12 protein-coding genes are annotated in these 13,081 nt (G+C 37.2%); all 12 read right to left on the reverse strand.

All coding sequences use genetic code 11. The features are described from left to right. Window positions 1-118: 118 nt before the first annotated feature. Window positions 119-487, reverse strand: a complete 369-nt coding sequence (locus Q0238_RS00190; protein WP_297941684.1) for a hypothetical protein — start codon at window positions 485-487, stop codon at window positions 119-121. A 35-nt stretch (window positions 488-522) separates the two neighbouring features. Continuing rightward, on the reverse strand, window positions 523-1,005 hold the full coding sequence (locus tag Q0238_RS00195) for a hypothetical protein (RefSeq protein ID WP_297941687.1): 483 nt from the start codon (window positions 1,003-1,005) through the stop codon (window positions 523-525). Between the two features lie 9 nt (window positions 1,006-1,014). Continuing rightward, on the reverse strand, window positions 1,015-2,586 hold the full coding sequence (locus tag Q0238_RS00200) for a hypothetical protein (protein WP_297941689.1): 1,572 nt from the start codon (window positions 2,584-2,586) through the stop codon (window positions 1,015-1,017). 26 nt (window positions 2,587-2,612) lie between these two features. Next, a complete protein-coding gene (locus Q0238_RS00205) occupies window positions 2,613-2,894 on the reverse strand; it encodes a hypothetical protein (protein WP_297941691.1) in 282 nt (93 codons plus the stop codon). 115 nt (window positions 2,895-3,009) lie between these two features. Then, window positions 3,010-4,842: a hypothetical protein gene (locus Q0238_RS00210; protein ID WP_297941693.1), complete on the reverse strand. Its 1,833-nt coding sequence runs from the start codon at window positions 4,840-4,842 to the stop codon at window positions 3,010-3,012. 136 nt (window positions 4,843-4,978) lie between these two features. After that, window positions 4,979-5,389, reverse strand: coding sequence for a hypothetical protein (locus tag Q0238_RS00215; protein WP_297941695.1), 411 nt, complete (start codon window positions 5,387-5,389; stop codon window positions 4,979-4,981). Beyond that, window positions 5,370-5,768 (reverse strand): Imm40 family immunity protein, encoded by a 399-nt coding sequence (gene imm40 / locus Q0238_RS00220; protein ID WP_297941697.1) that lies wholly within the window; start codon window positions 5,766-5,768, stop codon window positions 5,370-5,372. Before imm40 (Q0238_RS00220) ends, Q0238_RS00215 begins: the two co-directional genes overlap by 20 nt. Before the next feature lie 34 nt (window positions 5,769-5,802). Then, a complete protein-coding gene (gene imm40, locus Q0238_RS00225) occupies window positions 5,803-6,144 on the reverse strand; it encodes an Imm40 family immunity protein (protein ID WP_297941699.1) in 342 nt (113 codons plus the stop codon). An 84-nt stretch (window positions 6,145-6,228) separates the two neighbouring features. Beyond that, complete coding sequence (locus Q0238_RS00230; protein WP_297941701.1) at window positions 6,229-6,594, reverse strand: hypothetical protein; 366 nt, start codon at window positions 6,592-6,594, stop codon at window positions 6,229-6,231. After that, the gene (locus Q0238_RS00235) at window positions 6,584-6,919 is read right to left on the reverse strand and encodes a DUF3969 family protein (RefSeq protein ID WP_297941703.1); all 336 of its coding nucleotides are present in this window, start codon (window positions 6,917-6,919) and stop codon (window positions 6,584-6,586) included. The genes Q0238_RS00230 and Q0238_RS00235 overlap by 11 nt, the downstream gene beginning before the upstream one ends. Continuing rightward, complete coding sequence (locus tag Q0238_RS00240) at window positions 6,897-7,238, reverse strand: hypothetical protein (protein ID WP_297941706.1); 342 nt, start codon at window positions 7,236-7,238, stop codon at window positions 6,897-6,899. Before Q0238_RS00240 ends, Q0238_RS00235 begins: the two co-directional genes overlap by 23 nt. 19 nt (window positions 7,239-7,257) lie before the next feature. Continuing rightward, window positions 7,258-13,081 (reverse strand): hemagglutinin repeat-containing protein (locus Q0238_RS00245; protein ID WP_297941708.1); only part of this gene is annotated, 5,824 nt, incomplete at its 5' end.

Consider the following 13,081-nt stretch of genomic DNA (forward strand, 5'->3'; position numbering starts at 1 on the left):
TTGGAATTATTTATAAACTAGCCGCGTCTGAAACTTTGCGTTAGCACCTGCTGGTATGTACTAATCGTTTGTTGCTTAGAATTTCAAAAATTTATACTTTATGGATAGGCTCAAAATTTTATCTATCCCCAAATATCAAATAGGCTAAATTTTTACTCAAATTCCCATACGCAACTACCCAGTACTCTCTTATGATATTTTTGATTTGCAAGTTATCATCCAGAAAGTCGGCAAATATTTTAATCCTATCCTTATCTACCGCGCCTAGCTCTTCATCCTCTTTCTCAAACGAAGCGACAATTAAATGCGACAGAGCAATCTTGTCGTGGAAATTTAATGTCTTGTCTTCTAGCAAATTTAACATTGACGTAATTTTGCCGATATCTGCTAATTCTAGCTCCCAATCTTGCTCATCTCCCGCCGAATCTAACCCCAAAAGCTTATTTAATTTTATCGCGCTTTCTTTTCTTGCGAAATAATCGGTCATTTTATCATCCTTTATATATGTTTTCGCCGCGATACTCAGCCGACCGCGCTATCTAGCAACTTTTTGGAATTTTGCAAAGCCCATACGAAATTTTCGAGCTCTACGCAGTCTTTTAATTCAAATCCAAAATTTAACAAACCTACCGATAGGGCGTCGCCATCTTTTATGACATGCGCTATTAGATTGCCTTTATGTTCTATACTCACTTTATTCTCATATCTTGTAAATTTAAAGATATTTTTCGAACATCTTCCGTTTCTTTTTGAAAATTTCTCAAATTGCTCCGTAAAATTCGGTGTTTGATTTCCATCTTTTAGCCATAATCCCCCAGCATATAGCGCCCATATAAGCTCGTAAAAATTGATATTATGCCGAGTCTCGGTAGCAGCAACCAAAAGCTTATTCGTTTCATGGTTGATCTCTATTAAAGCCTCTCTGTCCATATGCCAAATCTCGGCTACTACTTTTTCTCTATCCGGCACGGAGGCAATTAAAAATTCAAATTCATTTTTTATCATATTAAAATCCTAAAAATTATTTGATTGTGGCTTTAAAAACCCCATAAATTCACCACTATCAATATTCATCCTTATTCCGCCATTTTTGCTCCTGTAATCTTTGATATTTGCTTTATATTTAGAGCTATAATATGATTTAACTTCTAAATTAGAGTCCGTTAAAATTTTTTTAACTAATTTTATGCCTTCAGAATTCTTTACTGCGGCATTCCCTTTGACTTTTTCAATTATATCCCCTGGCCTATCGCCGTGTTTTTGTATTGCTCTACCAGCCTTAGTTAACTTATTTCTATCAAGTTGATTTGCAGCATCTAACACATGAATCATTTCGTCTTGAGTAATTTTTATATTATTACTTAAAATAGCTTCGCTAATAGCCGTCGGAGCTTTTGCCGTTCCCGCACCTGCAGTTTCACCGACAGCCGTTGAAAGTTTTGTAGCCCCTGCGCCTTCGGCGGTACCGACATCTCCTGCCTTATGGATATTTTTACCTTTTTTTAGAATACTTCCGATTGTTCCGCCGGCTATGATCGGCGCAATACTTCCTGCTATTTCTCCACGTTTTTGATCTCTACCTTGTTTATCACCTAAAAAATCATCTAGATTTGCTTCTTCATATGTTTTATGTGAATTCTCTCCGAAATTAGATCCTGATTTAAAAGGATTTAAAATTCCTATCGCGGTAGCTTTTAAAAATTCTGAAGTATTATTAGTGGCTTCATTAGCTAAATCTTTAAACGGCTTTGTAAAACCATCAGCGAAATTTTTAATACTATCGGCTAAACCCGAGAACGAGAAAGTATCTGCTGGATTATCTATTTTGAGGTATTTTTCATAGAATTTCTTATTTCTAGAATATCCTTTCAAATTTGAATACCTATCGTCATATTGCTCTTTGAACGCCCAACCTATACCACTAAATTCATTATCATAAGTAGGGATAATTCTTGAATAACCTATTTTAGATTTTAAAAAGTCTTGAGCCTCTAGATATTCAAAAGCTTCCTCCGTGTCCAAGTTAGTTTCATACATATCGTTTGCATCTTTGTCTACTAAACCATAGAATGCTTTAGATACTATAGCGGTTCCCTTTTCTAGAGGTATATTCTTTTTTTCCGAGTAAATTTTAGATAGTTCATATATTTTATGTACCTCTTCATCAAGCAACTGCCTATTCGCCCCCTTCTGTTTATCCAGCCTAGAGAATTCTTTATTGTTGCTTGCGTAGTAGTTTTGATTGATACTGCTTGGATTATTTATCTTAGCAGAGCCATAGCCGCTGCCGTATGAGCTAAGAGCATATCCGTAGTATCTAGCGACTGCATTTCCAAAATTCTGTGAATAGGTTGAATGATCGTCTTCGTTTTGGAGGAAGTCTATACCTCTTTGATGATCCATAGCTCTTTGGCTTTCTGTAGCAGAGGTAGCGACGAGATCCTTTGTGCTTTCATTGTTTTTTATATTGATATAGCTACGCCTGGTCTGCAAGGAGTAAAAGCCCATTATCTGCTTACCGTCTCTACCAGATAATGGGGTGGCAGCCAATAAGAGAGCACATAAAGAGATAATGATAAATTTCATTTAATATTCCCCTTTTTTACCCTAAACTATAAATTTCCTCTTATATGCAAATACTTTTTAATAGTTCCATTTTCATCACTGCGGTATATTATCTCATAATCTTTTTTTGTAGTCTCTATTATGTATTTTAATATTTCTTCGTCAACATCATCTTCTATTGCCAAGTTTTCCTCTAAGATATACTTTTTAATGCTCCCATAAAGCCTATAGAAAATTTGCCAATCAAATTTAGCTTTAATTCTACTAAGCAATATTGCCTTGCATTCTGTACTTGGATTGTTATATGCGAATTTATTAAAATATTCCATAGTAGTACAGCAATCATTATTAAGGCTTTTTCGTATATTATAAACTAAAAATATAGAACATAGAATAATAAAAACAACTAAAATTTTTTTATAAATTTTACACATAATCGACCTACTATTTTGGATCATATCTTTTACTGCTTGCTCCAAAGTCAGGCATATTTATAAATGGGATATACCCGTTATAGAGATATTCCCCAGTTGTACCATAAACTGGAACCTTTAATATATTCGCGACCTGTTGAGCTATAGAATTTTCATTATTTGCTTTTTCGCCCAACCCAGAATAACAAACATCTAATCTTATATATTTTATATCTCTACCATTGGCTCTAATCCATTTTCTATGGCTTCTTATCATATTTGCTACGTCTTCTGCCGATAGTATTTTTGCCATTCCGTCTGGAAAATTTTCATCTTTCCTCACATCATATACAGCACCGATTACACCATGAGCCGAAAAAGTAATTATATCTTCTCTATCTAAAATCCCGCTTCTATGCCATTCACCAGCCCTATATCGCCATGGTTCGAGATTTTTGTTAAATAAATTTATATCCGCATTATCGCTCCATCTCTTATCCGTACTATTAAAATTCTTAAGATTATGTTCTAGCAGAGCCTTATTGATCTTGTCGTATTTATCGTAGCTAGGCAGTTTATCCCCTAAATTTATCTTTGAGCCCGTTATATCCAAGCCTCTTTCGAGATAGTCCGCAAAGTGATCGCCCTTTATATCGGCATATCTATTCATAGCCTCGCCGCCAGGGATAAAGCGTCCTTTTTTGTAGTCTATAGCATGGCTTAGTTCATGTCCTAGGGTTTGAGCAAATGTTTTTATATCCGACGTATTGGCTAAATTCAGAGTGATAGTTTTGCTTAAAGAGTCGAAATTCCCCTTGAAAGGATTGCCATTTTTACCTTTCGCATTGGCATCGGATATTAGTTTTACTTTAATACCTTCTAAATTTAAACTATTGGCTTTTGCATAAGCATCTACTAGAGATTTTATTACCTGCTCTTTAGTGTTGATGCCTACTTTTTCATCCATTAGTACCGAGCTTAAATCTTTACCATAAGCCTTACTTAACTCATAAGCGTTTGCATATTCCGCTACGTTTTCATTGAAAGAAAAATCCCCGGTTTTTATAAGCATCTCTAAGGATTTTTCTATCGCGCTACCCCTATTAAGCTCATCCTTTATCTCATTTTTTCCCCCTTCGCTAAACAACCTCATATCCACGCTTGCATCAACGTTAGAGTTTAGCTTGGTGGAGTATAGCTCTTTGCTTAGCTTAGAGCTATCTCTGTTTAATCTCGCAAGATCGTCTGAGTTATATAGAGCCTTATTGTTAGGATCAGATTGTAAAGAAGCAAGCTCATCTTTACTTAAAGAGCTTATATCTTTATCTCCTACTATAAGCTCTCCTTTTCCTATAGTAGCTAAGCTCTTACTCATAGAGTAGGATAGGTTTCTATTATTAGCGTAGTTAATCGATGAAATTTTAGATTTAGGGTCGGTATTGCTCTCTTTAGATTGAGCGCTCTTGCTATTCTTTCTTGCACTCATATCTGTACTGCTTGTTTGCATACCGCTCATTTGATTTGAGCTATAAGCGTTTGATCTGGCGGTGCTATCTTTACTTTCAGCGTTCTTGCTATCACTAGCTTGGCTGTCGCTATGCTTGTTTCCTTCTCCCTGTTGCGGATCTTTAAAAGCATAATTTGCCCCTATGCTTAAAGAATTTGATTTGTCGTATCTAGTGTTGCTTAAATTTGAGAATGTTAGGCTGTCTGTTTTTAATCTAAGCTTGCCGTTATCTATGAAATTTCCATTCTCATCATAGTAGCCTGCGGCTATTAGTGAGCCTTTTAGATCTGTGTTAGATCCTACCTCTATGTCTAGCTCTTTAGCGGTTATACTAGATAGCACGGTCTGTTTTACCATAGTGCTTGATTTGGATCTGGAGTAGTTAGCGTTTATGCTTGAAAGCTTAGAATTTGAATAGCTTACTATGTTATTTGCTTTCAAGCTCGCAGCCATTATATTGACACAAAATAGGGCTACTATTAATTTCAAGCACTTATTCATATTTATTTTCATCAAAATTATAAAATTGAATATTCTCAAAATTTTCTAATTCAAGATATGCTTCGCTTGCAACATTATAAATCTCTAGCCTACTTACATAATCGTTATTGTAGAGTAAGAAGTTGGTTTCATATTCTCCTTTTGTGAACACCATCATATCTATTACTATAGTGCTCATCGGGAAATTTTCTAACGATAGCTTTTCCGTACCTTTAGGCTCTTTGAATTTTATTAGCATATAACCTACTTCCTTTATCACGCTATCGATCTTTATAAGTTTGAGATGAGATATTAATTCATCTCTGCCTTTAAATTTATATCGAAGCATTATGTTAAGCCATCTTTCTACGTTAGGCGGTAAACTCTTGTTTATAAAAAATTGATCATTTTTCTGTTTGTTCATTTGGCTCCTGTAGGATGGTATATGGACCGATAGCCGGCCAGTATGCGAAATCATCTCCGTTTTTAGCGCGATAATTAGTGATATATCGGATCGCTAGTTCGAATGCATCGTCATCTCTTGCTTTGGTATTCCACCAGCCGTCGTATGTGATTATGGGCTTATTACCGCTTAGGCGATATACGTCTCCTCCGAGGATAACCATATCTTTGCTTTTTGCGATTTTAAGCACTTCCATTACATCGTCGAATCTCCAAGCAATATCATAAAATCCGAGCTCCTCTCTTAGGCGTATACCGCGCTCTAGCAGATCCTGCGGCACGATATTTACGTAATCTTCATCTATAAATAACCTCGCATCTTCATCTTTATTTATAAACATAATCTCTCCTTTTCTATATTGAAAGCCAAAATTTTCATTTGGACACCTGCCCAGGGCTAATGACTGGGCAGTATGCAAAATCATCTCCATTTCTCGCGCGATAATTGGTGATATATCGGATCGCTACTTCGAATGCATCGTCATCTCCCTTGTTCGTGTACCAGCCATCGCCTGTGATTATGGGCTTATTACCGCTTAAGCGATATACATCTCCTCCGAGGATAACCATATCTTTACTTTTTGTGATTTTAAGCACCTCCATTACATCGTCGAATTTCCAAGCGATTTCATAAAAACCGAGTTCCTCTCTTAAGCGAATACCGCGCTCCAGCAGATCCTGCGGCACGATATTGACATAATCTTCGTCTATAAACATAATCTCTCCTTTCACTTTATTTTTGGGTTAAAAAATCTATGTTTGACAGTTTTGGTGCCGTTTCTAGTAATATTTAAAAATTTACTAATCCAAGAATTCAATATCCTCAAAATTTTCTAGTTCTAAATATGCTTCGCTTGCAAGATTACAAATCTCCAACTCTTTTGTATGTTCAGTCCAGTGAAGCAGGAATTCTGTTATATAGTACGGATCGCTACGCACCAACATATCTATTGCTGGAGAGGGTATGTCCTCATAATCTAGTAAATTTTGATCTACTACCTCAAAGACAAAGACCTTAAGACCCACATCTTCCTCGATCTTTTTAATTCTTAAATTATTAAGCTGCTTAATAAGTTTATCCTTGTAAGGCAGCTCATGCTTTAGCATAATATTTAAAATTTTATTTAACTGTTCGCAAAAGGCAGGGCTGCGAAAGTTATCTTTCATCTATAATTATCCATCTTTTTCTAGATTCTTCATCGTATTGCTTTAAAATTTCTATTATTCTATTCTGCAATATTTGCAAAGTTTCCATATATTTTGTAGGAATTAGTTCAAAAATATCCTCCAATTCGCAGCACTCGATTATTATATCTATAATGCGTTCATCGACCTTATTTTTTTCCAAGTGCGTTGAGATATAGGGTGAAAATAAAATTCTTTGGCTTTCATCTATGGTGATCGCTTTGTGCTCCAATGCCCATAATGAGCCTAGTGCCATTAGCAAAACAGCCCTCTCGCCCACAATATCAATATTTTTCTCTAATATCATTTGAATCGCTCCGTTTACATTTAATTTCATCTAAAATCATACAAATCTTCTCTTCGTCTATCTCTCCATAAAGACAAGGGTTTGCCAGTTCGAATATGATCTCTTGCAAAATTTCATCCTCATATCCTATATCCTCGCGACACTCTATTAAATTTGCCCATTCCTCAAGGAGATCATATGAAATTTCTTTATCGATGACCCTATTTAAGATATTTGCGATGGTATTTTTTGTTATTGTTACAAGCTCTGATTCGCTATTAAAGCCTATCTTTGCCAAGTCGCTTTTTATCGCGCTTATATCTTTAGCAAAATTTATCAAATTTAATAAAATATCTATTTTATTTGACAGTGTTAAATTTATCTTTATCATGTATTATATCTCCTTTTGGGTCATAACTTATTTTATGAAAACCTATAGTGTTTCCATTTTTATCTATCGTCTTTATATATTCGGCTCTTGACCCCGGAACTTTACCGGGAGAGATTGCTTTGAATATTATATTACCATTTGCATCTTTATAAATTTCTATATTATTCTTTGAATTAGATGGTATTTTTTTAATAGCCCTCTTGATGTTGGATATCTGCGATTCGTTCAATTCTGTCTTATAATCATTAACTTTTATATTTATAGATACCTTATCCGCCTCCGACATTGCAACCTTATCGGTTTTCGCTGCCTGCTTTGTGCTATCTTTGAGCTCCAGTGCCTTTTTTGATTTTTTTGCAAAATTATTAGCTTCTATGTTGTTAGTTACGCTTGAGGTTGCTTGGCTGCTTATATTAGAATTTACCTTCTTATCATCTACATCTACCTGTTTCAAATGTTCTGTAGACGCAGGCTTAGTAATCTTGTTTTCAGGTGTCCCTTTTATTGCGGCTCCACCAATATCTCCAGCCTGGACTTTTGCCAACTTGGCATTTCCCATAGTCTTACCGTCAGGAATCACCTTCTCGATATTTTTTAAGCCCTCTGCCGCCTTTGCACCTTTAGAGACAGGGAGTAGTGAAGCTGCGGCCTCGGTATCCCTTTTGGTTACGGCTTCATAGTCTGCCAGCACCATGTCTAAATTGCCCTTATAAAAGCCGATTTGCGCCGAGTCAAAGGTATCCGACATATAGTTTACTGCACCTTTTGCCACTTCTATTGGATCAATACTAGCTAGTTTGCGCTTTCCTTCAACGGCTAAATTGTATATACCTTCTGTAGCTATCTTATTATATGCTCCTTTAGCAGTATCATATGCTCCTTCAACCGAATTAGAAATAAAATTCCATCCTCCAGAAATAAAGCCTTTCCCGAAACCAGCTATATCATCTAGAAAAGGCTTATCTACTTTTAGATTATCAATGTAGAAATTTTGATTATTAATGAAGCCATTTAGATACATATACCTCTCTTTATACTGAGAAGCAGTAGGATTAAAGGCATTTGTTCCGTCCAGGTCTTTATTATAGAAGTCGCTTTGCTTAATATACTCCTTAGCTAAGCCTATGTCCGCTAGCTCATCATCACTTAAGCTTTCTTTGTAGGCTTCGTTAAAAGATTCATCGCTTAAAGATATTCCTCCTTTAGCGAGTATCTTTTTTGCTTCATCGTCCGTATATCTCTTAGAGGTAGCTTTTTGAATATAGTCTTTAAATTTAGCTATTTTTTGCTTATCGTTTAGCCACTCCACCTCTTCCTGGTGTAACTGCCTATTATTAATCTCTGCGCTGGTTGCTATGTTGTAGCCGGTATTTGCTCCTTTATCGCCTCCGCTTATACCTCCTGCTAAAATTCCGCTTAGCTGCGAGGATAGAATTTGATCTTTTTCTGAGAAATTTTTGCTTAACGGGCTTAGCATCTCTCTAAAGCCCGCGCTTATAGCTCCATCTTTAAAGCTTCCTCCACCTATGCTAGAAACTATACCTCCTGCTAAGGAGTGCATAGCTATTTTAGATATGGAACCGTCGCTCATATTAAATGATTGCGCCGCGTCTCCTACTTGTTTAAACAAGCCATCGCTTGCTTTATATGCTAAAGCTGAGATAAAGACATCTTTAAAGTTAGTGCCATATACTCCGCTTGTAATGGCTGCATTTGAAGCAGAAAGCGCTATATCGGCATACGAAACATTAAAATAATCGGTCTTTATAAGATTCTGCTTCAAAGCGCTTGAGCCAGATATATATTTTCCGGCATAAGCTCCTGCAGCAGACGTAAGAGCAGATTTGGCAAGAGAGCTAGGGCTAAATTTAACCTTGCCATCGGATATAGCCATATTGGCTGTCTGAACGGTAAGGTTGGCTATGCTAGCGCAAACCGTAGCATCTACTGTAGCCGAAGTCGCTGCAGTAGTAGTAAGAGCTCCTGCTATGCCAGATCCTACTCCTGCGGTAAGATATGTTACTACGGCAGTTACTATTAAAGAGCCTACGCCGCTAAGGCTTCTTGTCTTATCACTCCACTCCTTAGAATTTAAAATAGCCTTGGTTTGGTTTATATTCTTTTCATCTATAGGAGTGGGAGAATTTGAGCTAAGCTCCTTAGTAGTTTGAGCGGGATCTTTAGCAGATGGTGATATTTGGTTATATGTATTGCGGTGCTCCTTATTATCTGTCTGCAAAAGATCACTACTGCTCATGAGATCTTGATTTAAGGCAGAAGCACTTTCTTGCTTATGCGACGTAAGCTTATCGGTAATATCTTTATCGTTTAGCTTTAGACTCTCTTTTACGGCTATAAAGCTTGGAATTTCGGTTTCTTTTATGGCTCCTTTATCTTTCATAGTAGCAGTAAGTACGCCTTTGCGATTTGAAGCAGATATTTTTGTATCACTTCTTTTAGACGAGATTAAATTTAACTCACTTGTATTTAAATTTACTCTATCTGCAGTAATATTTGATGCTAAAAGATCGATAGAGCCTGCCGTCAAATTTATATGCTTTGAAAAGATGGTTGAGCTTGCTTCGTTATTTGAGGTCTCGATATGACTTTTCTTTAGCGAAGCTAGAGCTCCGAAAGAATTTTTATGGCTTTTTTTCTCGTAATAAGAGCTATATGGCGCAGATACTATATTTATATTGTTTCCCGCCTGCATATCTATGGCTTCTTTAGCTTTTAACGTAGAGCCTGCTATATTGATATCCGCTTCTTGCGAGCTAAGCATTATATTTTTAGCCCTTATGCTAGTAGGTACTACGCTTTGATTTAAAGCTTTAGTAGTAGTGCTTTTTTTGGACGCAAAGCCCTTTTCTTTAAATTCGCTCTCGTAGTAGTTGCTATCGATATCTCCGCTTAGATTTATGGAGTTCTTTGCCTGCAGCAAAGCATCACCGCTGCGCGCATTAATATCCGCTCCGCTTATGTTGATACCATCCGCTTTTATTAAGATATTATCTTTGGCGTTAAGTTTGGAGCTTGTATTCTTAACGATATCCTCTTTATAGTATCCGCCCTTGCTTTTAAAATTATAGCTTAGCTTCTCCTCCGCGCTATTTATGTTTACGTCCTTTGCGGCGTTTAGGATCAAATTTGAAGCAGAGTCTATGCTCGCTCCGCTTACGGTTATATCGCGAGCCGCATTTAATGCTACGCTGCCCTCGGTAGATTTTATATTTGAGATAGTGCCTATATAGGTGCTGCTTTGATCGCCGTAGGCTCTATTTAAGCTTATCTCTTTACTTAGGGTTTTATGTACTATATCTCTGCCCGCATTTAAGCTTACGCTACGTCCTTGTATCAAAGAGGAGGCGTTTATTATATCCTTATTAGCCGATATGCTTAGAGCGTTTCCCGCGATGATGGAGGCGGAGTTTAAATTTGATACGCTGCCAGCTTTTAGGTTCATATTTGATCCCGCGTAGATTATCCCTTCGTTTCTAAGATCGCCGTTTACGCTTAAATTTATATTGCCTCCCGCGTATATCAAAGAGGGTGCGGAGCTAAGTAAGGTACCGTCATCTTCCTCCTCTGAAGAGTTCAAGGATGTCCTTTTTTTATCATAAAGCAAACTTAGCTTATTGTGCATATATGAAAAATCCGGTATCAGCTCGCTATAAACGTAGAAGGTATTATAAAATTTACTGCTTATAGGCGAAAAGAGATTGTTTATATAGCTAGGCCTAATGATATCTTGCATATCCGCTTCGTTATTAAGGCTAGGCGCAAGATCGTTTTTATTTAGATTTAAAGCGTTAGGATTATTAAGCCCCTTGCCTATTAGAGAGTAATCTATTTTAGAAAAAGCTTCCTTTATAAGAGTAGGAGCGTTACTAGAGTTTATCTGCCCGTCCGAGTTTAAATTTGAAATATCCCCCGCATAGCCTTTTATATCTTTTTTAGCTCCTATTATGGAGATAATAGCAGGCTGGGAGTAGTAGATATTCTTTTGGTCGCTATAGCCACCGTGCATTTTGCGCTTTTTGCCTCTCCATCTATATTCCGCCTGACTTATCATGCTATGATTTAGACTTAAAGAGCGGTTGTTTAGGCTCTTTACGTTTAAAGATAGATCGTTATAGGCATAAATTACGCTCTTATTGTTATTTAGCTCATCTACGTTAAGATTGCTATCCTCTGCGGAGATTATGTTTGAGCCCATAAATTTACTTAGGCTATCTTCAGTTATATACTCTTTATTGATGCTGTAGCTTATCTGCCTTAATCTCTCCTTCTTATGAGGCTTGCTTCTTCTTATGCCAAAGAGATTGTCTTTTAAGCTTAGCGTTATAGCATCATATAGCCTAGTATCCTCCCCCGGAAGCCTGGTGTTTTTATATAAGCTTAATACGTATAGATTCATATCCTGCTCGCTAAGCTCCTCCATGATCTTAGCGTTTAACTCGTCCTGACTAATATTGGGATTTTGCTTAAGGATGCGCTCTTTTATTTCTGCCGCATTAACCTTTAAAGGGATGGCTACGCCGCTGCAACCCCAACCGTCACCATTGCAAGTAAAATCTATATTATAGCCGGTGCTTTGAACTCTCTTTACGGGCTCGTTAACCGAGCGGTTGTTTAGCTTTTTAGCGCCGATATTAAGAGTGTTTTTTGCATATATCAAAGAGGAGGCGTTAATGATCTCGTCTGCCTTGCCCTCCCCGCCTCTTTCATTAAAAATATTTAAATTTCTTTGAGAGATGATGTTGGATAGCGCTTCGTTGCTAAGAAAGCTCGTATTTATAACTATATCCCCTCCGCTAAGTATATTGGACGCGTCTTGATTGAGGATATTTTTAGCGTTTAAAGCTATGCCGTCTTGTGCATAAACGAGGGCTTTTTTATTGATTAGGCTTTCAGAGTTTGTTATAAGCTCGCCGCGCGCGATTAAAGAGCCTAAATTTAAAATTTGCTCCTTTGCTTTTAAAGCCAAATTTCCAAGTGCGGCTATGATACTTTCGTTTTTGATACTCTTTGCGTTTATGATCAGATCTTTATTGGAGATCAGCCTTTGCAAGGCGATGAAGCTTCCCTGTAAGTTCAAGTATATATCGCCGCTTGCGTAGATCCCTCCGTTATAGCTCAAATCCTCCTTTAAGCCCAGATATAAACTGCCGTCCGAGTTTAGCTTACCTAAAGCGCTAAGACTATCTAAGCTTAAGGCAAGATCCCCTTTGGAGCCTATAAGCCCCTCTTCGTTATTAAGAGCGCCTTTGTTTATGATTAAATTTCCTCCACTTAGGATAGAGCCCTTAGAATTATCTATGCTGTCGTAGCCTAAAAGAACGCCTCCTAGGGAGATGATCTTTGAGCTTTCGTTGCGTAGATTGTTGCCGCGCAAGCTTAAGCCCTCTTGCACTATAAAGGCGGAGCCCGCGAGGTTATAAAAATTTGGAATTTCAGAATCCAGCGCCCTTAATACCATCAAACTGTTATCGTTTAAAAGGCTATCTTTTATATCCAAATAGCTTTCGTTTGAAAGTATCGCTCCGCCTATATTTGATATGTGATCCGCGCTTATTATGCTAAGCTTATTTTTGGAGGGAGGAATTACTCCCGTTTTAAAAGAGTCTTTGCTCTCATCTAAGCTTAACTCCTTTAGTCTTTCGCTCTTAGCCGCTCCTATTACGGCTCTATCTTTGTTGCTTAGGCTTTTAGCCTCTATCTTTAAGGCGGAGCTTGAGCTTATGGAGCCTTTTATATTATCTAGCCTATCCGCTTTTAGCTTTAGAGTATTA

Source organism: uncultured Campylobacter sp. (genome assembly GCF_938045775.1).
Classification (GTDB): domain Bacteria; phylum Campylobacterota; class Campylobacteria; order Campylobacterales; family Campylobacteraceae; genus Campylobacter_B.

Coding starts and splice junctions, on each gene's coding strand:
- Q0238_RS00205 (WP_297941691.1), bottom strand. CDS start 2,894: ATGGAATATTTTAATAAATTCGCATATAACAATCCAAGTACAGAATGC.
- Q0238_RS00190 (WP_297941684.1), bottom strand. CDS start 487: ATGACCGATTATTTCGCAAGAAAAGAAAGCGCGATAAAATTAAATAAG.
- Q0238_RS00230 (WP_297941701.1), bottom strand. CDS start 6,594: ATGAAAGATAACTTTCGCAGCCCTGCCTTTTGCGAACAGTTAAATAAA.
- Q0238_RS00200 (WP_297941689.1), bottom strand. CDS start 2,586: ATGAAATTTATCATTATCTCTTTATGTGCTCTCTTATTGGCTGCCACC.
- Q0238_RS00195 (WP_297941687.1), bottom strand. CDS start 1,005: ATGATAAAAAATGAATTTGAATTTTTAATTGCCTCCGTGCCGGATAGA.
- imm40 (WP_297941697.1), bottom strand. CDS start 5,768: ATGTTTATAAATAAAGATGAAGATGCGAGGTTATTTATAGATGAAGAT.
- Q0238_RS00215 (WP_297941695.1), bottom strand. CDS start 5,389: ATGAACAAACAGAAAAATGATCAATTTTTTATAAACAAGAGTTTACCG.
- Q0238_RS00210 (WP_297941693.1), bottom strand. CDS start 4,842: ATGGTAAAACAGACCGTGCTATCTAGTATAACCGCTAAAGAGCTAGAC.
- imm40 (WP_297941699.1), bottom strand. CDS start 6,144: ATGTTTATAGACGAAGATTATGTCAATATCGTGCCGCAGGATCTGCTG.
- Q0238_RS00235 (WP_297941703.1), bottom strand. CDS start 6,919: ATGATATTAGAGAAAAATATTGATATTGTGGGCGAGAGGGCTGTTTTG.